The organism is Streptomyces sp. NBC_00435 (assembly GCF_036014235.1).
Taxonomy (GTDB): Bacteria; Actinomycetota; Actinomycetes; order Streptomycetales; family Streptomycetaceae; genus Streptomyces.
This window is the reverse complement of record NZ_CP107924.1, coordinates 891,078-915,487: the sequence shown is the minus strand read 5'-3', so window position 1 is coordinate 915,487 and position 24,410 is coordinate 891,078. Positions and strand designations below refer to the sequence as shown.

General features: G+C 72.8%; 19 protein-coding genes. 14 read left to right on the top strand and 5 right to left on the bottom strand.

Annotation, left to right across the window (positions count from 1 at the left end):
- Positions 1 to 89: 89 nt before the first annotated feature.
- From OG389_RS04005 to OG389_RS03985, 5 genes are all read left to right on the top strand, one after another.
- Positions 90 to 992: an SIS domain-containing protein gene (locus tag OG389_RS04005; RefSeq protein WP_328297060.1), complete on the top strand. Its 903-nt coding sequence runs from the start codon at positions 90 to 92 to the stop codon at positions 990 to 992.
- Entirely contained in the window at positions 989 to 1,825 is an 837-nt protein-coding gene (locus tag OG389_RS04000) for a class II fructose-bisphosphate aldolase (protein ID WP_328297059.1), read from the top strand. The genes OG389_RS04005 and OG389_RS04000 overlap by 4 nt, the downstream gene beginning before the upstream one ends.
- A gap of 71 nt (positions 1,826 to 1,896) precedes the next feature.
- Positions 1,897 to 2,373, top strand: coding sequence for a hypothetical protein (locus OG389_RS03995; RefSeq protein ID WP_328297058.1), 477 nt, complete (start codon positions 1,897 to 1,899; stop codon positions 2,371 to 2,373).
- 378 nt (positions 2,374 to 2,751) lie between these two features.
- Positions 2,752 to 3,942, top strand: coding sequence for an acyl-CoA dehydrogenase family protein (locus tag OG389_RS03990; protein ID WP_328297057.1), 1,191 nt, complete (start codon positions 2,752 to 2,754; stop codon positions 3,940 to 3,942).
- Between the two features lie 293 nt (positions 3,943 to 4,235).
- A complete protein-coding gene (locus tag OG389_RS03985; RefSeq protein WP_328297056.1) occupies positions 4,236 to 5,462 on the top strand; it encodes a cytochrome P450 in 1,227 nt (408 codons plus the stop codon).
- Between the two features lie 24 nt (positions 5,463 to 5,486).
- On the opposite strand, the gene OG389_RS03980 is transcribed toward OG389_RS03985, so the two are convergent.
- Entirely contained in the window at positions 5,487 to 6,275 is a 789-nt protein-coding gene (locus OG389_RS03980; RefSeq protein WP_328297055.1) for an SDR family NAD(P)-dependent oxidoreductase, read from the bottom strand.
- 168 nt (positions 6,276 to 6,443) lie between these two features.
- Here OG389_RS03980 and OG389_RS03975 point away from each other — a divergent pair, with 168 nt between their 5' ends.
- The 3 genes from OG389_RS03975 to OG389_RS03965 are packed head-to-tail and all read left to right on the top strand — an operon-like array spanning position 6,444 to position 11,152.
- Positions 6,444 to 7,361 carry an oxygenase MpaB family protein gene (locus OG389_RS03975; protein WP_328297054.1) on the top strand — a complete coding sequence of 306 codons (918 nt, stop codon included), beginning with the start codon at positions 6,444 to 6,446 and terminating at the stop codon, positions 7,359 to 7,361.
- A 27-nt stretch (positions 7,362 to 7,388) separates the two neighbouring features.
- Positions 7,389 to 9,584 (top strand): serine/threonine-protein kinase, encoded by a 2,196-nt coding sequence (locus OG389_RS03970; RefSeq protein WP_328297053.1) that lies wholly within the window; start codon positions 7,389 to 7,391, stop codon positions 9,582 to 9,584.
- Entirely contained in the window at positions 9,581 to 11,152 is a 1,572-nt protein-coding gene (locus OG389_RS03965) for a phytoene desaturase family protein (RefSeq protein ID WP_328297052.1), read from the top strand. Before OG389_RS03970 ends, OG389_RS03965 begins: the two co-directional genes overlap by 4 nt.
- A 58-nt stretch (positions 11,153 to 11,210) precedes the next feature.
- On the opposite strand, the gene OG389_RS03960 is transcribed toward OG389_RS03965, so the two are convergent.
- Positions 11,211 to 11,654 carry a nitroreductase family deazaflavin-dependent oxidoreductase gene (locus tag OG389_RS03960; RefSeq protein ID WP_328297051.1) on the bottom strand — a complete coding sequence of 148 codons (444 nt, stop codon included), beginning with the start codon at positions 11,652 to 11,654 and terminating at the stop codon, positions 11,211 to 11,213.
- Positions 11,655 to 11,800: 146 nt separating this feature from the next.
- On the opposite strand from OG389_RS03960, the gene OG389_RS03955 reads away from it, so the two are divergent.
- Complete coding sequence (locus OG389_RS03955) at positions 11,801 to 12,322, top strand: hypothetical protein (protein WP_328297050.1); 522 nt, start codon at positions 11,801 to 11,803, stop codon at positions 12,320 to 12,322.
- A gap of 52 nt (positions 12,323 to 12,374) precedes the next feature.
- On the opposite strand, the gene OG389_RS03950 is transcribed toward OG389_RS03955, so the two are convergent.
- Complete coding sequence (locus tag OG389_RS03950; protein ID WP_328297049.1) at positions 12,375 to 14,420, bottom strand: serine hydrolase; 2,046 nt, start codon at positions 14,418 to 14,420, stop codon at positions 12,375 to 12,377.
- 127 nt (positions 14,421 to 14,547) lie between these two features.
- Between OG389_RS03950 and OG389_RS03945 the strand changes: the two genes are divergently transcribed.
- The 3 genes from OG389_RS03945 (at position 14,548) to OG389_RS03935 (ending at position 18,483) form a co-directional block, all read left to right on the top strand.
- On the top strand, positions 14,548 to 15,654 hold the full coding sequence (locus OG389_RS03945) for a nitronate monooxygenase (RefSeq protein WP_328297048.1): 1,107 nt from the start codon (positions 14,548 to 14,550) through the stop codon (positions 15,652 to 15,654).
- Between the two features lie 12 nt (positions 15,655 to 15,666).
- Positions 15,667 to 17,220: an acyl-CoA synthetase gene (locus OG389_RS03940; RefSeq protein ID WP_328297047.1), complete on the top strand. Its 1,554-nt coding sequence runs from the start codon at positions 15,667 to 15,669 to the stop codon at positions 17,218 to 17,220.
- 123 nt (positions 17,221 to 17,343) lie between these two features.
- On the top strand, positions 17,344 to 18,483 hold the full coding sequence (locus OG389_RS03935; RefSeq protein ID WP_328297046.1) for a calcium:proton antiporter: 1,140 nt from the start codon (positions 17,344 to 17,346) through the stop codon (positions 18,481 to 18,483).
- A 71-nt stretch (positions 18,484 to 18,554) separates the two neighbouring features.
- Here OG389_RS03935 and OG389_RS03930 read toward each other — a convergent pair whose 3' ends face one another.
- Positions 18,555 to 21,038: a penicillin acylase family protein gene (locus OG389_RS03930; protein WP_328297045.1), complete on the bottom strand. Its 2,484-nt coding sequence runs from the start codon at positions 21,036 to 21,038 to the stop codon at positions 18,555 to 18,557.
- Between the two features lie 188 nt (positions 21,039 to 21,226).
- Between OG389_RS03930 and OG389_RS03925 the strand changes: the two genes are divergently transcribed.
- Together OG389_RS03925 and OG389_RS03920 are read left to right on the top strand one after the other, a co-directional pair.
- Positions 21,227 to 22,795 carry a fatty acyl-CoA synthetase gene (locus OG389_RS03925; protein ID WP_328297044.1) on the top strand — a complete coding sequence of 523 codons (1,569 nt, stop codon included), beginning with the start codon at positions 21,227 to 21,229 and terminating at the stop codon, positions 22,793 to 22,795.
- A 107-nt stretch (positions 22,796 to 22,902) separates the two neighbouring features.
- Entirely contained in the window at positions 22,903 to 23,547 is a 645-nt protein-coding gene (locus tag OG389_RS03920; protein WP_328297043.1) for a CatB-related O-acetyltransferase, read from the top strand.
- 21 nt (positions 23,548 to 23,568) lie between these two features.
- Here OG389_RS03920 and OG389_RS03915 read toward each other — a convergent pair whose 3' ends face one another.
- The gene (locus OG389_RS03915) at positions 23,569 to 24,390 is read right to left on the bottom strand and encodes a YhjD/YihY/BrkB family envelope integrity protein (protein WP_443059205.1); all 822 of its coding nucleotides are present in this window, start codon (positions 24,388 to 24,390) and stop codon (positions 23,569 to 23,571) included.
- Between the last annotated feature and the right edge of the window lie 20 nt (positions 24,391 to 24,410).

The window sequence follows — 24,410 nt, the reverse complement described above, 5'->3', positions numbered from 1 at the left end:
CATCCTTGAGATGCTTGAAGTTGCGTGAAAGTCGGCACTATCTTGCAAGAACACGCATTCAGGTCCACGCACCACGCCAGGGAGCCGCCATGAGCCATGTCGCGTACGAGTTGGGCACGCAGCCCGCATGCTGGGAGCGGGCCGCCGCACTGGCCCCGGAGCGCCGGGCGGCGCTGCCGCAGCCGGGGGAGCGCACCGCGATCGTCGGATGCGGGACCTCGTACTACATGGCCCAGGCCGCCGCCGCACTGCGCGAGGAGTCCGGAGCGGGCGAGACCGACGCCTTCCCCGCGTCCGAGTTCCCCCGGCACCGGCGCTACGACCGGGTCGTCGCGCTGACCCGCTCCGGGACCACCACCGAGGTTCTCGACCTGCTGGCCGGGCTGCGCGACGCGGGAGTACCCACCACCGCCGTCATCGGGGACCCGGCCACCCCCGTGATCACCCTCGCCGACGAGCTCGTCGTACTGGACTTCGCGGACGAGCGGTCCGTCGTGCAGACCCGCTTCGCCACCACCGCCCTCACCCTGCTGCGCGCCCACGTCGGCCTGCACAGCCCGTCCGTCGTGGCCGACGGGCGCGCCGCGCTCACGGAGCCGCTGCCCGCCGAGCTGGAGACCCGGGGCCAGTTCACCTTCCTGGGTCGCGGCTGGAGCGTCGGACTCGCCAACGAGGCCGCGCTGAAGATGCGCGAAGCCTCGCTGGCCTGGGCCGAGTCCTACCCGGCCATGGAGTACCGGCACGGGCCCATCAGCGTCTCCGCGCCCGGCACCGTCACCTGGTCGCTCGGTGACACCCCCGAGGGCCTCGCCGATCAGGTCCGGGGGACCGGAGCCCAGTGGGTCGCCGGGCACCTCGACCCGCTCGCCGAGCTGGTCCGCGTACACCGCCTGGCCGTCGCCGTCGCCGCCCACCAGGGGCTCGACCCGGACGCGCCGCGCAACCTAACCCGCTCGGTCATCCTCACCACGGGTGAGGAGGCGGTCCGATGACCCTGGTCTCCGCCGGCGGGCTGGTCCTGGATGCCGCCGCCCAGGGCCGCGCCGTCGCCGCCTTCAACATCATCACGCTGGAGCACGCCGAAGCGGTCGTCGCGGGCGCCGAGTCGGCCGGACTTCCCGTCGTCCTCCAACTGAGCGAGAACGCGGTCAAGTTCCGGGGCGGGCGGCTGCTGCCGATCGCCCGCGCGGCCGTCGCCGTCGCCGAGGGGGCCGGGGTGCCCGTCGGCCTGCACCTGGATCACGTCAAGAGCTCCGAACTGCTCCGCCAGGCCGTGGACGCCGGTTTCAGCTCGGTCATGTACGACGCCGCGCACCTCCCCTACGCCGAGAACCTGGAGGCCACCCGCTCCGCCACCGACTGGGCCCACGTCAACGGGCTCTGGATCGAGGCCGAGCTGGGCGAGGTCGGCGGCAAGAACGGGGCCGCGCCGCTGGACCCGCACGCGCCCGGCGCCCGTACCGACCCCGACGAGGCGCGGCGGTTCGTCGCCGACTCCGGAGTGGACGCGCTGGCCGTGGCGATCGGCAGCAGCCACGCCATGACCAGCCGGACCGCCGCCCTGGACCACGCGCTGCTCGGACGCCTCGCCAAGACCGTCGAGGTGCCGCTCGTACTGCACGGATCCTCCGGTCTGCCGGACGCGGAACTCGCCGCGGCGGTGGCCGGCGGCATCCGCAAGGTCAACATCGGCACGGCGCTCAACGTGGCGATGACACAGGCCATCCGCACCCACCTGACCCCGGCGGACCCGCGCCCGTATTTGACCGCCGCACGGGAGGCGATGACGGCGACGGCCACCGCTATGATCAGCGCCCTGAACTGACCGAACGGGTACCGGGGGGCTTGATGGACACGCAGCGGGGTCACACCAACAGACGGCGGTTCCTTCTGAAAGTGGGGGCCCCGCTGCTCCTCCTGGGGGGCGGGCTCGGCTACACGTTCTGGCCCGCGGAGGAGGACAGCGAGAAGGTGCGCACCGACCTCGATCCGCTGAACCGCCGCTTCTGGACCGCGCTGGGCGACCTGTCCGATGCGCACTGGCTCGGATACAACATCGACGAGTCCAACACCGAGCGGCAGACCGTGCCGAGCCCGGAGACCCGGGTGCGCCTCGTGGGGATCGCGCACCTCAAGCCCGGCACGGCGAACCGCATCCTGCGCGATCCGGCACACAACTTCGAGGGCGCGGCGCTGTCCACCCTGCCCGGGAAGCTGAAGCCGTACGTCCCGTCCGCGGCAGCCTGGCGGCAGAGCGACACGTACGACAAGCGCGCCCTCGAGGAGGGTCTGAACGTCGTGCCGACGGGCACGTTCTGTTTCGACGGAATACGCGACCTCGTGTACTTCGACTACGTCTTCTTCTACGGCTGATCCGCGGTCCGCGGGTGACGTCCCACTGAGTGGGAGGCGGCCGCGCCGGCAATGAAGGTGCGCCGCGTGCGGTGTTTCGTCGGAGGCCGGAGCAGGCGTCGCCGCTGCCCGCCCGCCGAGTTCGGCGCCACCCCCGACCGCCTCGCGGAGGGCCGCATCGGCGCGGCCCGCCTGGTCACCGGGGAGACGGGCCCCGCCGGCCTTCGCCTCCCCGCGCCGGCCGGGGGCACATCAAGGTCCTGACCCGTGCGGAGCGCGCGGGAAGCGGGGTGGTGGACCGCCGACCCTTCCGGATTCTTGGAACAGGTTCTAGTCTGCCCCCCCGCGGTGGCGGTGGACGACCGCGAGAGCCTGAGCCACGAGAGACCCGGAGGGGCCGTGCACCTCGAATACACGCCCGAGCAGCAGCAGTTGCGCACCGAGCTGCGCGCCTACTTCGCCGAACTGGTACCCGAGGACGTCTACGCGAGGTACGAGGACCCGGCCGCGCAGAAGCGCTTCTACCGGGAGACGATCCGGCGGCTCGGTGCGGACGGCTGGCTCGGGGTCGGCTGGCCCAAGGAGTACGGCGGGCGCGGCATGTCGCCCATGGACCAGTTCATCTTCTTCGACGAGGCAGCGCAGGCCGTCGTACCGCTCCCGCTGATGGCTCTCAACACGGTCGGGCCGACCATCATGCAGTTCGGCACCGACGAGCAGAAGGCGTACTTCCTGCCCAGGATCCTCGCCGGCGAGATCGACTTCGCCATCGGCTACAGCGAGCCGGACGCGGGCACCGACCTCGCCGCCCTCAAGTGCAAGGCCGTGCGCGAGGGCGACGAGGAGACCGGCACCTACGTGGTCAACGGGCAGAAGATCTGGACCACCAACGGCGACACCGCCGACTGGGTCTGGCTCGCCGTCCGCACCGACCCGGACGCCCCCGCCCACAAGGGCATCACCATGCTCCTCGTACCGACTTCCGACCCCGGCTACTCCTGCACCCTCATCAACACCCTGGCCTCGCACGACACCACCGCCAGCTACTACGAGGACATCCGCGTCCCCGCGAGCCGCCGCGTCGGCCAGGAGAACAAGGGCTGGCGGCTGATCACCAACCAGCTCAACCACGAGCGCGTCACCCTCGCCGCCCACGGCACCATGGCCATCCGCGCCCTGCACGACGTCCAGCGCTGGGCCGCGGAGACCAAACTCTCCGACGGCCGCCGCGTCATCGACCTCTCCTGGGTCCGCGGCCGCCTCGCCCGCACCCACGCGCGCCTGGACGCGATGAAGCTGCTCAACTGGCAGATGGTCAACGCCGTTCAGGACGGCACCCTCACCCCGCAGGACGCCTCCGCCGTCAAGGTCTACGGCTCCGAGGCGCGCAGGGACGCGTACGCCTGGCTGATGGAGGTGGTCGGCGCGGCCGGCTTCCTCAAGGACGGCTCGGCGGGCGCGGTCCTGCACGGCGAACTGGAGCGCGGCTACCGCAGTGCGGTCATCTTCACCTTCGGCGGCGGCAACAACGAGATCCAGCGCGAGATCATCTCGTGGATCGGCCTCGGCATGCCCCGAGTTCGCCGCTGACCCGTCTGTGACACGGATTGTCGGCGCTCATCCGGTCGCCGACCGAGGCACGGGGAGGGGATGGGACAGGCTGCGTCGTACTTGCTGAGGACCGCCCGGGGTTGTGCGCATGCCTGCCCGCGCGTGCGCACGCTCACGCGTGCACCCCGTCCGAGCCCTGGCGGAGGTGTGCGGCGTGCGGTTTCCTTGAAGGTGCTCGCAGACAGCGTTGTGGCAGTACGACCGGGCATCGCGGTGACGATGGCCCGTGGCACCTCAGGACAGCCGCCAGGCCGAGCCGATGGGGGAAATCCATGACCGCCGCGCACGAAGTCCCGGACATCCTCTCGCGGGAGTTCGCCGAGAACCCCTATCCGACCTACCGGGCCATGCGGGAGAACGCGCCCCTCATCTGGCACGAGGGAACGCAGAGTTGGATCATCTCGCGCTACGAGGACGTCGCACGGGCCTTCAGGGACAAGGAATCCCTCTTCACCACGGACAACTACGTGTGGCAGGCCGAGCCCGTGCACGGGAAGACCCTGCTTCAGATGAGCGGCCGCGAACACGCCACGCGACGCGCCCTGGTGGCCCCGGCCTTCCGCGGCAACGAGCTGCGGGACAAGGTCGTTCCGGTCATCGAGCGCAACGCCCGCGAACTGATCGACGCGTTCCGCGACACCGGGTCCGTGGACCTGGTGAGCGGATTCGCCTCCCACTTCCCCATCTCGGTCATCGCCGACATGTTCGGACTGGACCGCTCCGGCCAGCGGGCCCTCGGCGGCTGGTACCGGGCCTTCGTGGCCTTCATCGCCAACCTGTCCGGAGATCCGGAACAGGCGGCGGCGGGCGCGCGGGCCCAGGCCGAGTTCGCCGCGTACATGCTGCCGGTCATCGGCCACCGGCGCGAACACCTCGGGGACGACCTGCTGTCCGCACTGTGCACCGCCGAGGTCGACGGCGTGAGCATGAGCGACGAGGACATCAAGGCGTTCTGCAGCCTCCTGCTCACGGCGGGCGCCGAAACCACCGACAAGGCCATCGCCGGCCTCTTCGCGAACCTCCTGGCCAACCCCGAGCAACTCGCCGCCGTGCAGCGGGACCGCGGACTCATCGACCGCGCCTTCGCGGAGACCCTGCGGTACACCCCGCCGGTCCACATGATCATGCGGCAGACCGCCGTCGACGTGAGCATGAGCGGTGGCACCGTCCCGGCCGGCGCCACGGTCACCTGCCTCATCGGCGCTGCCAACCGCGACCCCGCGCGCTACAAGGAACCGGACCGCTTCGACCTGTTCCGCGACGACCTGACGGCGACCACCGCCTTCTCCGCGGCCGCGGACCACCTGGCGTTCGCGCTCGGACGGCACTTCTGCGTCGGTGCGCTGCTGGCCAAGGCCGAGGTGGAGATCGCCACCAACCAGCTCCTCGACGCGATGCCCGGCGTCCGGCCGGCCCAGGGCTACGACCCGGCGGCGGAGGGCGTCTTCACCCGCGGACCGAAGTCCCTGCTCGTGGAGTTCACCCCGGCCGCGGGCTGAAGGGCCATCCGGGCGATGGCTGCCCTAGACCTGGCCCGCCCCGCCGTCCACGAACAGTTCCACCCCGGTGACGAAGCTGCTCTCGCGCGAGGCCAGGAACAGCGCCGCCGCCGCGACCTCCTCGGGACGCCCGGCCCGGCCGAGCGGGACCCCGGCGGTCGCCCGTTCGCGTACGGCGGCCGGCGCCTGGGCCAGGGCGGGGGTGTCGATCGGGCCCGGGCTGAGGGTGTTCACCCGGATGCCACGCCCCGCGAGGTCCAGGGCGAGGCTGCGCGCGAGGGACCGTACGGCCGCCTTCGTGGCGGCGTACACCCCGTACCGCATGGACGCCGAGGAGCCGGTGGCCGAGCCCAGCAGGACGACGGATGCGCCGTCGCGCAGCAGCGGCAGGGCCCGCTGGACGGTGAAGAAGGCCCCCCGGAAGTTCAGGTCCGAGGTCGCGTCGAACTGCTCCTCGGTGAACTCGGCGAAGCCGCCGGACGGTCCGCCGCCCGCGTTGACGACCAGTACGTCGACGGCCTCGCAGCCCGCGGCCGCCACCGCCGCGTAGAGCCGGTCCAGGTCCGCCACGCGGGAGGCGTCACCGGGTACGGCGACGGCGCCCGCGCCCAGTTCCCGGACCGCCGAGGCGAGTTCGGCCGGCCGTCTGCCGGTGATGAAGACCCGGGCCCCCTCCCGGACGAAGCGGTGCGCGGTGGCCAGGCCGATACCGGCGGAGCCGCCCGTGATCACGGCCACCATGCCGTCGAGCTGTCCGCCGGACGGCGGCGCGGCCGCGTCTGCCGTCCTGCCCGGGCCCGTTTCCCTGCGCATGCGCGTGCTCCTCTGGGAGGGGAGGGCGGGTGCGGTCCGCCGGCGGGCAAGCCTAGTGGCGCGTACGGACGGCCGTCCGGTGGAATGCTGGAAGCGCGGGCCGGGCGAGCCGGGTGAACCGAGCAGCCCGAGCAGACCGGGCGACGGGTACGGAAGGAGGGGCGGGCCATGGGGGACACCGGCGCCACGGGGGGACCCGATCCGGGGCTCTACGGACCCGACTCCGTCACCTGGCAGTGCCACGGCGACCCGATGATGTGGATCGCCGGGGTCCGCGCGCTCTACCTCCAGGCCCTGCACCCGCGTGCCGTGCGCGGGGTCATGGAGAACAGCGCCGCGTTCAGCGGGGCGAACGGCCGGGGCGACGCCTGGGGGCGGCTGCTGCGCACCGCCGACTTCGTCGGCACCCTCACCTACGGCACCACCGAAGCCGCCGAACGGGCCGGGGCCCGCGTCCGCCGGATCCACCGCATGCTGTCCGCCACCGATCCCGCCACCGGAGCGCGGTTCCCCGTGGACGATCCCGAGCTGCTCCTGTGGATCCACTGCGCCCAGATCGACAGCTTCCTGCACATCCTGCGCCGCTCCGGCATCCCTCTCACTCCCGCCCAGGCGGACCGCTACGTGGCGGAGAACCGGGTCAACGCCCGCCTCGTCGGACTCGACCTGTCCGGGGTGCCCGCCTGCACCGCGGAGCTGGCGGCCTACTTCGAGCGGGTCCGCCCCGAGCTCGCCGCCGGTCCCGATGCCCGGGCCGTCGACGCCTTCCTGTGCGGGCCGCCCGTCCATCCCCTCCTGGTCCCTGGCCGAAACCTGGTGTGGCGCCCGTTCGCCTCCCTCGCCTACGGATCGCTCCCCGCGTACGCGCACCAGCTGTACGGCCGTCCCGCACCGGCCCCACGCAGCGTCACGCGTCGCCTGCGTCTCACCGGTAGCCTGCTGCGCAGCATTCCCGCAGGTCTGCGCTGGCAGCTGCCGCCAGGTCACATCTTGAAAGCGATGCGCCGCATGGGCCCCGGGAGCCGCCCCGCGCCGTACACACTGCGTACATCAGCGGCCATACTGGATCGGCCGGGGAGGGCGTAGCGCGACACACGGGGGCGACTTCAAGACATGGCGGAGTCCAGACTGATCCAGGGCCGGTACCGGTCGCTCGATCTGATCGGCCGCGGCGGCATGGGAGAGGTGTGGCGGGCCCGGGACGAGTCCCTGGGTCGGCAGGTCGCCGTCAAATGCCTCAAGCCGATCGGGCCCGAACAGGACGCCCACTTCACCCAGGTGCTGCGCGAGCGTTTCCGCCGCGAGGCGCGCGTGGCCGCGTCCCTCCAGCACCGCGGTGTCACCGTCGTCCACGACTTCGGCGACGACAGCGCGGCCGGCGGCCCCCTCTACCTCGTCATGGAACTGCTCGAAGGCCGCAACCTCAGCCAGCTCCTGGAGGACAACGAAGCGCGTCCCCTCCCCGTGGACGTGGTCGTCGACATCGCCGAGCAGATGGCGGCCGCCCTCGGCTACACCCACGACCAGGGCGTCGTCCACCGCGACCTGAAGCCCGCCAACATCATGCGGCTGACCGACGGCACGGTGAAGATCTGCGACTTCGGCATCGCCCGGCTGGCCGCGGACATCGGGTTCACCGCGAAGCTGACCGGCGGCGGCATGGCCATGGGAACCCCGCACTACATGTCGCCCGAGCAGATCGCGGGCGGCGAGGTCGACCACCGCAGCGACCTCTACTCCCTCGGCTGCGTCCTCTACGAGATCGCCACCGGGGCCCCGCCCTTCGACCTCGGTGACTCCTGGTCCGTCCTGGTCGGCCACCGCGACACCGCGCCCGTGCCGCCCCGTCAGCACCGCCCCGAGCTGCCCGGCTACTTCGAGCGGCTGGTGCTCGACCTGCTGGCCAAATGCCCCGAGGACCGGCCGGGCGACGCCCGCCACCTGCACCGCCGGCTGGTCGAAGCCCGGCTCGGCCCCGCCGTCGCACCCGGCGCGCACCCGCCGCTGCCCGACTGGGCCGGGGGGATCACCGCCGGACGCAAGGCCGGCCTCGAGGCCCGTCCCGCGAGCGGGGAGTGGGCCGTCCTCACCGGCTCCTGGACGTCGGCGCGCCCGAGCCGCGAGCTCCCCGCCGCACCCCCGGCCGGGCCCCGCGCGGCGCTCCCCGCCGGTTCGGCTGCCCGCGCGGCGCTCCCCGCCGGGTCTGCGGCCGGGCCGGCCCCGGGCGGGACGGCTTCCGTCGCGCCCGCACCGGTCGTGCCCGTCGTCGTACGCCCGCGTCCGGCCGAGGACCCGCGGCTCACCGCCGCCTACGGGCTCCCGCGTGGGCCCGGCGCCGCTCCCACCGGCCCCGCCGCGCTCGACGCCGGCCACACCCGGGCCTTCGCCCTCAGCCGGGCCGGCCGTACCGAGGAGGCCCTCGCGGTGTACGCGGCCGTGGCCGAGGGGCGGGCCCGAGAGCTCGGCGCCGACCACCCCGACACCCTGGCCGCGTGGCAGGAGGCGGCGTACGAGACGGGCCTGCTCGGCCGCCACCAGGAGGCGTACGACGGCTACCGCGCGGTGCTCGCCGCCCGCGAGCGGACCGTGGGCCGGATCCACCCCGACACCCTGCGCTGCCGGCACAACCTGGCCTGCGCCCTCGGCGCCCTCGGCCGCTTCGCCGAGGCCCACGCCGAGGCGGCCGAGGTCGCCGCCGACCGGGCGGCCGTCCTGGGGGCGGAGCACGCGGACACGCTGCTGACCCGGTACGAGGTGGCGTACGCGCTCGGCCGCCTGGAGCGCTGGGAGGAGGCCCTGGAGGCGTTCGGGCGCATCGCGGCCGTCCGGGAGCGCGTGCTGGGCCGGGACCACCCCGACACGCTGGCCGCCCGGTACGAGGCCGGCATCGCGCTCGGCCGCACCGGGCGCTCGGCCGAGGCCCTGGAGCTGTTCCGGGAGCTGGTCCGCGACCGCACCCGCGCCTACGGGGCCGCCGACCCGGAGACACTGCGGGCCCGGCACGTCCTCGGGGTGAACCTCGGCCGTCTGGAGCGCTGGGAGGAGGCGGTGGCCGAGGCCCGGCAGGTGGCCGCGCTGCGGGCCCGCGCCCTCGGCGCCGAACACCCCGACACGCTGGTCAGCCGCCGCGAACTCGCGGTCGGGCTCGGCCGGCTGGGCCGCTGGGACGAGGCGCTGCCGGTGTACCGGGAACTCTCCGGCATCCGCGAACGGTCCCTGGGCGACGACCACCCCGACACGGTCGCCGCCCACGCCGACGAGGCCCACTGTCTGGAGCGGCTGGGCCAGGTGTGTTACCAAGAGCCATGACGACCTCGCGGGGCTTCGGGCATGACGTGTACGACGCGGTGATCGTGGGCGGCGGCCACAACGGCCTCGTCGCGGCCGCCTACCTGGCCCGGGCCGGCCGCTCGGTGCTGGTCCTGGAGCGGCTCGGCCACACCGGCGGGGCTGCCGTCTCCACCCGGCCGTTCGCGGGGGTCGACGCCCGGCTCTCCCGGTACTCCTACCTGGTCTCGCTGCTCCCGGCGAAGATCGTGCGCGAGCTCGGGCTGAGCTTCGAGGTCCGCAGGCGCACGGTCTCCTCGTACACCCCGGTCGAGCGCGCCGGACGCCCCGGCGGGCTGCTGGTCGGCGGCGGCGAGGCGCGCACCCGGGAGTCCTTCGCGCGGCTGACCGGCTCGGACCGGGAGTACGAGAGCTGGCGCGCCTTCTACGGGACCACCGGGCGGGTGGCCGAGCGGGTCTTCCCGACGCTGACCGAGCCGCTGCCCACACGCGCGGAGCTGCGCGCGAGGGTCGACGACGAGGCGGCCTGGCGAATGCTGTTCGAGGAGCCGATCGGGGAGGCGGTCGAGCGGGAGTTCACCGACGACCTGGTACGCGGGGTGGTGCTCACCGATGCCCTGATCGGCACCTTCGCCGACGCCCACGACCCCGGTCTGGTCCAGAACCGCTGCTTCCTCTACCACGTCATCGGCGGCGGCACCGGGGACTGGGACGTACCGGTCGGCGGCATGGGCGCGCTCACCGACGCGCTGGCGGCATCCGCCCGGGCGGCCGGGGCGGAGATCGCCACCGGGCACGAGGCGCTGCGCATCGACACGGACGGTACGACGGCGCCGGCCGAGGTGATCTTCCGGACGGCGGCGGGAGAGGGCAGGGTGGCCGGGCGGGTGGTGCTCGTCAACGCCTCGCCCCAGGCCCTGGCGGAACTGCTGGGCGAGGAGCCCGTGTCGCCGGCCGCCGAGGGTGCCCAGCTCAAGGTCAACATGCTGCTGCGGCGGCTGCCCCGGCTGCGCGACACCTCCGTGGACCCGCGCGAGGCCTTCGGCGGCACCTTCCACATCGCGGAGGGCTACGAACAGCTCGCGCGGGCGTATGCGGAGGCCGCCACCGGGGAACTGCCCTCCGTACCGCCCTCGGAGATCTACTGCCACTCGCTGACGGATCCGACGATCCTGGGGCGCGAGCTGGCGGAGCAGGGCTACCAGACCCTGACCCTCTTCGGACTGCACACCCCGGCGCGGTTGTTCGGACACGACAACCAGGGCGCGCGGGAGGTACTGCTCACCGCCACCCTCGCCCAGCTCGACGCCCACCTGGCCGAACCGCTCACCGACTGCCTGGCCTTCGACGCCGACGGCCGCCCGTGCATCGAGGCCAAGACCCCGCTCGACCTCGAGCGCGAACTGCGTCTGCCCGGCGGCCACATCTTCCACCGGGACCTGTCCTGGCCGTACGCCGGCCAGGGCGGCCGATGGGGCGTGGAGACCGCCCACCGCAACGTCCTGCTCTGCGGTGCGGGCGCGGTCCGGGGCGGCGGCGTCAGCGGGGTCCCCGGCCACAACGCGGCGATGGCGGTGCTGGGGCACTGACGCGGGCCGGTCCACGGGTCCCCGGCCGATCCCTGGCCGATCCCTTGCCGGTCTCCGGTCAGGCGACGGGGTCGATCACGACGATCGGGATCTCCCGGCTGGTCTTGGTCTGGTACTCGTCGTACGAGGGCCAGTGCTTGACCATCAGCGGCCAGAACGCGGCACGCTCCTCGGAGTTCGCGGTGCGCGCGATGCCCTGCACGATCCTGGGGCCGACCTGGACCCGGACCTCGGGGTGCTCGGTGAGGTTGCGGTACCAGAGCGGGTCCGCGGGGTCGCCGCCCTTGGACGCGACGATGAGGTAGCGGCCCTCGTCCTCACCGTAGATGAGGGGGGTGCGCACCGGCTTGCCGGACTTGCGGCCGACGGTGGTGAGCAGCAGGGTCTGGGTGTTGTTCCAGAACTGCCCCTCCGTCCCGCCCGATCCGGCGTACAGCTTGACGTGATCCAGTGTCCAGCCCGGCTTGGGGTCGATCGGGTTGTCCCAGTCGATGTCGCTCATGTGGCTCCGCCCGCCTTCGTGTCGTCGGTGTCGTAGGGGGTCATGTATTGAATGGTCAACGACTCCCCCCAGCGAATGGGAACGCTCGGGGGCACGGTTGTCATACCCGGTGGCGGCCCTCCGAGGTCGTGCGCAGCATTGGTGGCATGGAGACCGTGATCCAACGGGTGCGTACGACGTGGACCGGACAGTCGCGCGGCGGGCAGGGCGCGGCCCGGCGCGGCGCCGTGCCGGTGGCCTTCGATCTGCCGCCCATGGGGCCGCCGTTCGTGGGCCCGCCGTTCGTGGCGCCGCCGTTCGTGCACGAGGTGGAGATGCACGAGTGCGACGGATTCCGGCCCCGGTGCACGACGCGCGAAGGCCTGCCCGCGGACGGCGGGGCCGCCGGGGACGGTGGCGTACGACTGGACGAGGCGGGCGGCCTGCTCCGGGTCCTGCCCGCGGTGACCCCGTACGGGGCTCCGCGCAGATGGCGCCGGCCGCCGGCCGTGCGGCTCGCGCGCGGGCAGTGGCTGCGCTGGCAGGTCAACTACCGCTTCGGCGGCGGCCACGCCGACCAGTGGACCTACCGGCTCGACACGTTCAACATCGCGTACGGCCCGGTCTCCCCCCTGCTCTTCCGGACCGTACCCACCCGGCACATGGACGAACGGGCCCACCTGCGCTGACGGGCGGGGCCCGGTTCGCCCTTCGGCGACGACGGGATTTCGACGGCAGGCCCTAGTCCGCCGATCGGGACCAGCCCGTCGCCTCGATGCGGGACGCGTCGGTGGGGCGGTCCTCGGCGAAGAGGAGGCGGGTGGGTTCCGCGACGCGCAGGACGTCGACGTAGACCCCGCGGCCCACGTACCGGCCCTGCGCGGTGTGCCGCAGGCGCAGGCGGACCTCCCGGCCGGCCCAGGCCGTGAGCGGGGCTTCCAGGCGGTGCCAGATGCGCCCCGACCAGCCCGCGACGGAGCCGTCCGGCCACTGTTCGGCGGCTCCGCCAGTGGTGCGGACGGTGGTGAAGGGGAGCGGCTCCCAGCTCTGCCCGTCGGCGGAGGCCTCCACGTGCAGGGCTCCCGCGCCGGGCACGGTGTCCCACCACAGCGCGCAGCGCAGGCGGGCGGAGCCGGTGGACGGGGTGAGCGGCGGCAGGGTGAGGGTGCCGCCGGCTCCGGTCTCCATGCCGGAGTACCAGGCCGGTCCGCCGTGCTTCGTGCGGACGGGGACGGCGCGGGCGAAGCGGTTGCCGACGGCGACGCGGGGGGCGCTGCCGGCCCGCCAGGTGCGGACGGGGTGCACGGAGTTGCCGAGCAGGACGAGGAAGGAGTCGGTGGAGGGGTCAAGGACCAGGGAGGTGCCGGTGAAGCCGGTGTGGCCGGCGGAGTGCGGGGTGGCCATGGCGCCCATGTACCAGTGCTGGTAGAGCTCGAAGCCCAGTCCGTGGTCGTCGCCGGGGAAGGCGGTGTTGTAGTCGGTGAAGAGCAGCTCGACGGAGGCGGGGCGCAGGATCCGCTTGCCGGCGTAGACCCCGCCGTCGAGCAGGGTGCGGGCGAGGATGGCCAGGTCCCAGGCGGTGCCGAAGACGCCGGCGTGGCCGGCGACGCCGCCGAGCGCGTGCGCGTTCTCGTCGTGGACCTCGCCCCAGACGAGTCCGCGGTCGAGTCCGGACCAGGGCGGGCGCTGGACCTCGGTGGCGGCCGTGACCCGGCGCCAGGAGAGCGGTGGGTTGTAACGAGTGCGGTGCATCCCGAGTGGAGCGGTGATCTCGTCCTGGAGCAGGAGATCCAGAGTGTGACCAGTGATCCGTTCCAGGAGCAGTTGGAGGGCGATGAGGTTGAGGTCCGAGTAGCGGTAGACCGTCCCAGGCGTCTCTTGCGGCCTCACCGACCACAGCAGTCTCAACTGCCCCGCCCGGGTGGGCTCCTGGTAGAAGGGGGCCCAGGACCGCAGCCCCGAGGTGTGCGTGAGGAGCTGGCGGACGGTGATCACTTCCTTCCCCCCGCCGGTGAACTCGGGGAGGTACCGGTTCACCCGCGCCTCCAGGTCCAGGTTCCCGCGCTCCATCTGCTGCACGGCGAGCAGCGAGGTGAACAGCTTCGACAGCGAGGCAAGGTCGAAGACCGTGTCCTCCGTCATCGCGATGCGCTCGGCGGCCGGGAACTCCCGGGCCCGGTCGGTGCGGCCGTCGTAGTCGGCGTACCGGACGGCGTCGCCCATCGCCCGGTGCAGGGCCACCGTACGGCCCCGGCCGGCGAGGACCACGGCCCCGGCGTAGTAAGGGTGTTCGGGGGAGGGCCCGAGGAACCGGCGGGCTTCGTCCGCCACCCCTTCGAGATGCTTCTCCAGCAGTCCCGCCTGGCGGGCGGAGCCGTACCGAAGCCGAAGTCCCTGGAGTGCGCGCCGCTCGGCGGGCCCCCCGACGGCTCCCGCCGCCCCCGGCAGCGCGGCCTGGAGTACGAGCACACCGCCCAGCGCGAGCAGCCGGGCACCGAGCCGCCGCCGACTGAGCCCGCGGCCGGCGTCGCCGGCGCCGCTGCCGCTGCCGCCGTCGCTGTCGTGGTCCGCGTCGGCGCCGCCCGCGCCGCTCCCGCCCCCGCCCGTCGCGACGGCACTGTCGCGGCCCGCCACGCCACCGCCGCGGCCCGCCGCCGAAGCCGTGTCGCTCGCCGCCGTCAGGCCGTCAGCGCCCGCCGCCGGTACGCCGTTCCCGCGGCCGGAACACCCCGTCCCACCGTCGTTCCCGGTTGCCGTCCGTTCCTCCATGCCGGTCCTCCCGTCCACCGTCGCGCCCTCCTGAAGTATCTGCCCGCCCGTCCCGCACCTCCCGCAGCGACCGGCCCGCAAAGAATCTGACGCTGCATCAGAAAATCTCTTCCCTCGACGGCCCGGCTGCGGCATCCTGCCGCCCATGGAGACGGAGCTGAGCAAGAAACTGGGAATCGAGCACGCCATCTTCGGCTTCACGCCCTTCCCGGCGGTCGCCGCTGCCATCACCCGCGCGGGCGGATTCGGCGTGCTCGGGGCGGTCCGCTACACGGCCCCCGACGACCTCAAGCGCGACCTGGACTGGATGCAGGAGCACACCGACGGCAAACCGTACGGACTCGACGTCGTCATGCCCGCGAAGAAGGCCGTCGACGGCATCAGCGAGGCCGACATCGAGGCGATGATCCCGGCCGCGCACCGCGAGTACGTCCGCGACACCCTCGCCAAGCACCACGTGCCCGAGCTCGCCGAGGGCGAGGCCTCCGGCTGGCGCATCACCGGCTGGATGGAACAGGTCGCCCGCAACCAGCTCGACGTCGCCTTCGACTACCCCATCAAACTCCTGGCGAACGCCCTCGGTTCCCCGCCCGCCGACGTCATCGCGCGCGCCCACGAACACGGCGTGCTCGTCGCCGCCCTCGCAGGCAGCGCCAAGCACGCCCGCCGCCACGCGGAGGCGGGCATCGACGTCGTGGTCGCCCAGGGCTACGAGGCCGGCGGGCACACCGGGGACATCGCCACCATGGTCCTGGTGCCCGAGGTGGTCGAGGCCGTCGCCCCGCTCCCGGTCCTCGCCGCCGGCGGCATCGGCAGCGGTGAGCAGATCGCCGCGGGACTCGCCCTCGGCGCCCAGGGTGCCTGGCTCGGTTCCCTCTGGCTGACCACCACCGAAGCCGACATGCACTCCCGGGCACTCACCGAGAAGCTGCTCGCCGCCGGTTCCGCGGACACCGTCCGCTCCCGCGCGCTGACCGGCAAGCCGGCCCGGCAGCTGCGCACCGAGTGGACCGACGCCTGGGACGACCCGGAGGGCCCCGGGGCACTGCCGATGCCCCTGCAGGGCCTCCTCGTCGCCGAGGCCGTGTCCCGGATCCAGAAGTACGAGATCCAGCCGCTGCTCGGCACCCCCGTCGGCCAGATCGTCGGCCGGATGAACAGCGAGCGCAGCGTCCAGGCGGTCTTCGACGACCTCACCAGCGGCTTCGAGCGCGCCATCGACCGCATCACCCGTATCGCCGGCCGAGCCTGAGGAGCGGACAGGATGACCGATACACCCCCCAACGGGTTCTGGGCGCAGGCCGCCGCCGACCCCGACCGCACGGTCCTGGTCACCCCCGAGGGCGAGGAATGGTCCGCCGACCGGCTGCACGCCGACGTCAACCGTCTCGTCCACGGACTGCGCGCCGCCGGGCTGGAGAAGGGCGACGTCTTCGCCGTCGTCCTCCCCAACAGCGTCGAGTTCTTCACCGCCTACCTGGCCGCCTCGCAGGCCGGTTTCTACCTCGTCCCGGTCAATCACCACCTCGTCGGCCCCGAGATCGCCTGGATCGTCTCCGACTCCGGCGCCAAGGTCCTCATCGCCCACGAGCGGTTCGCCGACGCCGCCACCGCCGCGGCCGACGAGGCGGGCCTGCCCGCGAGCCACCGCTACGCGGTCGGAGCCGTCGCGGGCTTCCGCTCGTACGGTGAGCTGCTCGACGGACAGTCCTCGGGCGTCCCCGCCGACCGGACGCTCGGCTGGGTCATGAACTACACCTCCGGCACCACGGGCCGGCCGCGGGGCATCCGGCGCCCGCTGCCCGGCAAGCTCCCGGAGGAGACGTACCTCGGCGGCTTCCTCGGCATCTTCGGCATCCGGGCCTTCGACGACAACGTCCACCTGGTCTGCTCGCCGCTCTACCACACGGCGGTCCTGCAGTTCGCGGCCGCCGCCCTGCACATCGGGCACCCGCTGGTCCTGATGGACAAGTGGACCCCGGAGGAGATGCTCCGCCTGATCGACGGGCACGCCTGCACGCACACCCACATGGTCCCGACGCAGTTCCACCGCCTCCTCGCGCTCCCGCAGGAGACGAAGGACGCGTACGACGTCTCCTCCATGCGGCACGCCATCCACGGCGCCGCGCCCTGTCCCGACCACGTCAAACGGGCGATGATCGACTGGTGGGGCCGGTGCGTGGAGGAGTACTACGCGGCCAGCGAGGGCGGCGGTGCGTTCGCGACGGCCGAGGACTGGCTGAAGAAGCCGGGAACCGTAGGCAAGGCCTGGCCGATCAGCGAGCTCGCGATCTTCGACGACGACGGCGAGCGGCTGCCCCCCGGTGAACTCGGCACCGTGTACATCAAGATGAACACCGGCGGCTTCAGCTACCACAAGGACGAGGGCAAGACGAAGAAGAACCGCATCGGTGACTTCTTCACCGTCGGAGACCTCGGCCTGATGGACGAGGAGGGCTACCTCTTCCTCCGCGACCGCAAGATCGACATGATCATCTCGGGCGGGGTGAACATCTACCCGGCGGAGATCGAGTCGGCGCTGCTCACCCATCCGGCGGTCGCGGACGCCGCGGCCTTCGGGATCCCGCACCCCTCCTGGGGCGAGGAGGTCAAGGCGGTCATCGAGCCCGCCGAGGGCTTCGTGGCGGGCGACGCGCTGGCGGCCGAGATCCTGAACCACTGCGAGCGCCAACTGGCCGGGTACAAGCGGCCCAAGACGGTCGACTTCATCGAGACGATGCCGCGCGACCCCAACGGCAAGCTGTACAAGCGCCGGCTGCGCGACCCCTACTGGGAGGGTCACGACCGCGCGATGTGAGCATCGCGCCGGCCCTTCGGGGCCGGCGCGCCACGCCCGGAGTTTCGTGAGAAGTGCCACGTCAGGGGCGTGAAGGCGGTCGTTGCACCGCACGGACGGGACAGTTCTGGCAAGTTGGCTGATATGAGTACGGCAACGCACAGAACCCCCCTGACCGACTGGACCGTCGTGGTCCCCGTGGTGGCGCTCGTCGCGCTCGTCTTCAGCTGGGGACGCGATCTGCCCTCGCTCGCGGTGGCCCTGGTGGCGCTCTGCCTGGCCGGAGCGGTGCTGGCGGCGGTCCACCACGCCGAGGTCGTCGCGCACCGGGTCGGCGAACCCTTCGGCTCCCTGGTCCTCGCCGTCGCCGTCACCGTCATCGAAGTGGCGCTCATCGTCACCCTGCTGGCCGACGGCGGGGACAAGACCGCCTCCCTCGCCCGCGACACCGTCTTCGCCGCCGTCATGATCACGTGCAACGGCATCGTGGGCCTGTCCCTGCTGGTCGGGGCCCTGCGCAACCGCGTCGCCGTCTTCAACGCCGAGGGCTCCGGAGCGGCCCTCGCCACCGTCGCCACGCTCGCCGTACTCAGCCTCGTGCTGCCCACCTTCACCACCAGCAAGCCCGGCCCCGAGTTCTCCACGGCCCAGCTCGCCTTCGCCGCCGTGGCCTCGCTCGCCCTCTACGGGCTCTTCATCGCCGTCCAGACGGTCCGTCACCGCGACTACTTCCTGCCCGTCGACACCAAGCGGATCCGCAAGGAGGCCGCGCAGGCCGCCGCGGCGGCGGCCGCCGGCGAGGAGGACGAGCACGCCGAGCCGCCCACCGCACGCGCCGCCCTGATCAGCCTCGGCCTGCTGCTCGTCGCACTCGTCGCCGTCGTCGGCAATGCCAAGGCCGTCTCCCCGACCATCGAACGGGGGGTCGCGGACCTCGGTCTGCCCTACGCCGTGGTCGGTGTGATCATCGCCCTGCTCGTCCTGGCGCCCGAGACCCTGGCCGCCGTCCGCGCCGCCCGCCGGGACCGCGTGCAGACCAGCCTCAACCTGGCCTACGGCTCCGCCATCGCCAGCATCGGCCTGACCATCCCGGCCATCGCGCTGGCCTCGGTCTGGCTCTCCGGGCCGCTGGTGCTCGGGCTCGAACCCCTGCACATGGTGCTCCTCGCACTGACCGTCGTCGTCGGCGCCCTCACCATCGTCCCCGGCCGCGCCACGCTGCTCCAGGGCGGCGTACACATCGTGATCCTGGCGGCCTACCTGTTCCTCGCCGTCAGCCCCTGAACGCGCCGCGCCTCCCGTACGGCCTTCCGCCTCCCCGCACGGGAGGCGGAAGGCCGTACGCGCGCGGGGCGTCAGCGCCGCTCGCGCGGCCAGACCACCTTCAGCTGCGGAGAGGTGAGGATGTCCCACTCGCAGAACCGTGCCTTCACCCAGCGCTCCTGGGAGAAGAGCCGCGTCTGGTCCGCGTAGTCGGCGGCGTTCGGGTTCGAGGACTGGCTGTACGTCAGCAAGGTGCGCGCCACCGGGCAGCGGCCCCCGTCCCAGCCGACCGCCTGGATGTGACTGGAGCCGTGCACGACCTCCGGGTAGCCGCCGGCCGCCGCGTTCCACGGAGCCTCGATCTTGTTCCAGACGCCCAGCGCCTCGGTACCGCCGCCCACCGGCAGCTTCTGCCCGCCGCGCACCACGAACTGGTGCTCCCCGAGCGGGGCGTCCGGCGCGATGCCCGCCGCCCTCAGCTCCGTGACCGTGTCGGCGAGGGCCCGCCCGATCCCGGGCGCCGCCTGATTGAGGGTCCGGGGCGTCCGGACCGGATCGGCCGCGTCGAAGGGCACCAGCCACAGGTCCTTGGCCGCCGTGCCCGCGGTCAGCTTCCGCCAGAACCGGTCGAAGAGCAGCGCTCCGCGGCTCGAGCTGTCGGCCGTGCGGTCCCAGGCCGCCAGTACCCCGCAGGCCGCCGAGACGTCCACGGCCGCGCCGTCGCCGCCCGTGGCCGTACCGCCCGGCAGGGCAGCGCAGGCCTTCGCCGCGTCGGCCGCCGCCAGGTCACCGGCCGGCACCCGGTTCGCGAACTGCTGCTTCTGCAGGTCCGGCACCGTCAGCCCGCCCCGGGCGGCCATCGCGGAGACGTCCTCCAGGGCGCCCCGGGTGCGCAGCGAGCGCGGGGTGGAGACATTGCCCCAGATGCGCTCGTAGCCGGTGAGCGGCTTCCCCGCGTTGGCCAGCCAGGCGCTGTCGTTGGAGTTCTCCGCGTACGCGGCGTCGCGGAGCGTCGGCGCCTTCCCCGGACCGAACACCCCGGGCTGGACCGCGTCCGGGTCCGAGCCGGGTGCGCAGTCACCGCGCGAACCGTCCAGCACCGCCAGCCCCGAGGACGGGTACGTAGCCCGGCCGAGCGGGGTCGAGCAGCGGGCGGCGAGCTCGTCGGTGATGCGGGGGAGCACCTGGGACTGGGTGAAGAGGGTGCCGCCCGCCGAGTCGGCCGCGACCGTGTTGACCCAGGGCAGGCCCTGCGTCCGCCGCAGGGCGTCCTGGATGCCGGCGACCGAACGGGCCCTGCCCATGGCGAGGGCGGTGTCGGAGGCCCGCAGGTTCGCGGCATTGGGGTCGGCCAGCGCGTAGGCGGTAGTCGTGGTCCAGGGCAGCGGGAGGCCGCCGCCGAGGTTGGAGACCACCGGGCCGTAGCGGGTCCACCACTGGGTCCGGGTGACCGGGGCGCCGCCCGCCACCTGGACGCTGACCCTGCGCGCGGTCATCCTCTCCGGCTTCCCGTCCACCAGGTAGGCGGTCGGATCGGCGGGATCGAGGGCCAGCTGGTGCAGGTTGACGGGGGTGCCGGTGGCCACGGTGTGGCTCCAGGCCACCTTCTCGTTGAACCCGATGTTCACCACGGCGGTGCCGAGCAGCGAGCCGCCCGAGACGTTCAGCTCGCCGGGGATGGTCTGCTGCGACTGCCAGAACCTGCGGCCGCCCTGCCACGGGTAGTGCGGGTTGCCCAGCAGCAGGCCGGAGCCGTTCGCGGTGGTGGAACCGGCGAAGGCCACGGCGTTGGACCCCATGTCGTATCGGGTGGTGTCGAAGAACTCCCGGGCCGCCTCGGCCGCGGTGCCCGGATCGACCTCGTCCCGGGCGCCCGGAGCGGCGGTACGGACGCCCGTTCCCGGGGGCTGCGCCGTGGTGATGCCGTCGACGGCGCGGCCCTGGCCGCCGAGGACCGAGACGGCGAACCCGCGGGCGGCGACATCGGTGACGGTGACCGGACGCACCCACGCCGCGCCCTTGCAGGCCGGGTCGGTGATCCTGTTCTGGGCGAGCCAGGCGTTGTAGCCGGCGGCCCAGCCCCGCATCAGCTCCTTCACCTCCTTGCCCGGCCCGGCCGGCGCGGGCGTGGCCAGCAGCTTCTCCACGGTGCCGGAATCGCGGACGCCCTTGAAGTACAGGTCGCTGGAGAGGTTCCCGGCCGCGGAGGAGAGCGATCCGTCGGGCGCGGCCTGCGGGCCGAACCACCGCGAGCGCTCCCCGGAGACGGTCAGGAAACCGTCGGCGAGCACGCACACCTGGTCGGCGGCCTGCGCCCAGCCGGTGCCGAAACCGAGATGGGCGTAGTCCTGGGCCAGGATGTGCGGGATGCCGTTCTCGGTGTACCGGATGACGGCGGACAGACCGCCGCCGGAGTGGCCGGATCCGCGGTCCTGGGCGGCAGCCCCGGGTATCGCGGCGGTGGCGGCCAGCAGGGTGACCCCGGTGAGGGCGACACGGCGGAGGAGCGGGCGGGAGCGGCGGCGTCCGTGCAGAAGACGGCCGCGCAGAGGGTTTGCGTGAAGGAAGCGCAACATACCTCCCAAATAGCCTGCGCATGGGCGTCATTGCCCGTGCGGGTGGGTGGTGCTCCTGTGCCCCCACACTCATGCAGGCCACCTGACGCCATGTCAACATGCCGTTCGGTATCCCTGGGGGCGCCGGCCCGCCACCCGCGGCGTTCCGGTCATTGACCTTGCGCGTACGAGGAGACGAGGATCCCGGTATGACGCCAGTGCGGAAGAACACGGTCGACGGACTGGTCCACGACAGCGCGCGCCGCGTCCCGGACCGGCTGGCCCTCCGCTACCGGACAAGGACGTGGACCTACGCGGAACTCGACGCTGCCGTCTCCTCGGGCGCGGCCGTGCTGCGCGAGCGGTACGGGCTGGCCGAGGGGGACCGGGTCGCGACCTTCGGGCACAACTCCGACGCCTACCTGCTCGCCTTCCTCGCCTGCGCGCGGGGCGGGCTCACGCACGTCCCGGTCAACCAGAACCTCACCGGCGAGGACCTCGCGTACATCTTGGAGAACTCCGGGAGCTCGCTCGTCCTCGCGGACCCCGAACTCGAGGGGCGGATCCCCGCGGGGCACTCCGTACGGCCGCTGCGCGACGCGCCCGGCTCCTTCCTCGCCGAACTCGCGGAACTCACCGAACTCACCGAACTCGCCGGACCGGGGGAGTCCGCCGGGCCCACGGCCTTCGCGCGCTCCGGGGAGCCGTCCCGGCTGGTGCAACTGCTGTACACCTCCGGTACGACCGCCCTGCCGAAGGGCGCGATGATGACGCACGAGGCGCTCTGCCACGAGTACGAGAGCGCCATCGCGGCCCTCGACCTGGTGGAGGAGGACCTGCCGGTCCACTCCCTGCCGCTCTACCACTCGGCGCAGATGCACGTGTTCCTGCTGCCCTACCTGGCGGTGGGCGCGCGGAACACGGTCGTGGACGCCCCGGCGGCCGCCGGGATCTTCGACCTGGTGGAGGCGGGTGAGGCGGACAGTCTGTTCGCACCGCCGACGGTGTGGATCGGGCTCGCCAACCACCCCGACTTCGCCGTCCGTGACCTGTCCGCGCTGCGCAAGGCGTACTACGGGGCCTCGATCATGCCGGTGCCCGTCCTGGAGCGGCTGCGCGACCGGCTTCCGGGGCTCGGCCTCTACAACTGCTTCGGGCAGAGCGAGATCGGCCCGCTCGCCACGGTCCTGCGGCCGGAGCAGCACGAGGGGCGGATGGACTCCTGCGGGCGGCCGGTACGCCACGTGGAGGCGCGGGTCGTCGACGAGGACGGGGCGCAGGTGCCGGACGGCACGGCCGGCGAGGTGGTCTACCGGTCCCCGCAGCTCTGCCTGGGCTACTGGAACGACGCCGAGGCGACGAAGAAGGCCTTCCGCGACGGCTGGTTCCGCTCGGGGGACCTGGCGGTCCGGGACCCGCAGGGGTACTTCACGGTCGTGGACCGGGTGAAGGACGTCATCAACTCGGGCGGCGTACTGGTTGCCTCCCGGCAGGTCGAGGACGTGCTCTACACCCACCCCGGGGTGGCCGAGGCGGCGGTGATCGGACTGCCGGACGAACGGTGGATCGAGGCGGTCACGGCGGTGGTGGTCCCGCGCGACGGAGTGACGGAGGCGGAGCTCTTGGCCTACGCCCGCGAGAAGCTCGCCCACTTCAAGGCCCCGAAGCGGATCCTCCTCGTGGACGCCCTCCCCCGCAACGCGAGCGGCAAGATCCTCAAGCGCACCCTGCGCGACCGCTTCTCGGACCCGGCCGGACCTGCGGGAGCGAGCGCCTGACCAGAACGTGCGAATGCCGCGATGTACGGTGTGAGCCGCCGCCGCACCGGCACGATGACGGTTCCCCCGCCGGCGGACGGCGCCGTCGCCGACCGGAAGTTGCTGTCATGGAGCGCCTGCCCGCGGACCCGACGGTCCTCCACCCGATTCCCGGTCAGCCACGCGTGGTGCTGCTCAAGCCGCTGGTGACCTCGCCGCTGATCGAGGTCGGTGAGTATTCGTACTACGACGACCCCGAGGATCCGACCGGGTTCGAGACCCGCAACGTGCTCTACCACTACGGGCCGGAGAGACTCGTCATCGGGAAGTTCTGCGCGCTGGGCACCGGGGTCCGGTTCATCATGAACGGAGCCAACCACCGGATGGACGGCCCTTCCACGTTCCCCTTTCCGATCATGGGCGGATCCTGGGCCGAGCACGTAGACCTCCTCACCGGCCTTCCGGGCCGGGGGGACACCGTCGTCGGCAACGACGTCTGGTTCGGGTACGGCACCATGGTCATGCCCGGGGTGCGCATCGGGCACGGTGCGGTCATCGCCTCCGGCTCCGTGGTCGTGGACGACGTCCCCGACTACGCGATCGTCGGCGGCAACCCGGCCGGCGTCATCCGCACGCGGTACGACGCCGGGGACGTCGCCCGGCTGCTCGATCTCGCCTGGTGGGACTGGCCCGTGGAGCACCTCACCGCACACATCCGGACCGTCATGTCCGGGACCGTCGACGGCCTCGAAGCGATCGCACCAAGAGCCTGAGGACCGTTTCACCCGCTCGGTCTACGCGGACGGGAACCCGGGGGCGTGCAGGCGTCGCCGGACGAGGTGTTCGTGGACCAGGCGGCCCACCAGGGCGCCGCCGTAGACCACGAAGCCGACGCCGACGAGCCAGGACTGCACGACCAGGAGGGTGCCGAAGGGGCCGTAGGTCACGGCGTTGGAGGCGATCAGCGGGGAGAACACCAGCTGGGAGAAGATCCGCAGGCCGAGGAGGCCCAAGCTGGTGGCGGCCGCGCCCGGGAGCAGGGCGCGCCAGCGGACCCGGCTGCCCAGGAGGATCCGCTGGGAGGTCCAGAAGAACAGGCAGGTGCCGATGAGGTCACCCGTGGTGCCCAGGACCGTGCCGATCGCGTCGTCCGAGGGGGAGGGGATGGCGACGAGGAGGCCGAGGTAACAGACCAGCAGGGCGAGCCAGACGACGTGCAGCCACATGGTGTGCCAGCGGGCCGTCGGGAGGTCCCAGACCTTCTCGTACCCGGTCTGCACGGCGGAGCCGAAGGTCAGGCCGAAGACGGCGAGGGCGGCGAGACCGAAGGCGGTGGTCTGCTCCAGCGCGAGGTCCGCGGCGCCGAACAGCATCTCCACCCGTTCCCGGGAGAACTCCGTCACCCCGAGCGCCTGGCCGAGCCAGCGGCCGAAGCCGGAGCCGCTGCCCGGGGCGGCGGCCGCGACGACGACCAGCAGCGGTACCAGGGTGAGGAAGCCGAGGGCGGCGAAGCCCATCGCCCGGTGCATCAGCTCCATCTCCCGGCCACGGCTCCACGCCAGCCCGGCCGGGGAGGCCTGGAGCCGGTCGCGGAGCCGCCGGAAGATCGAGGTCACACCCCTCTCCCTACCCGGAG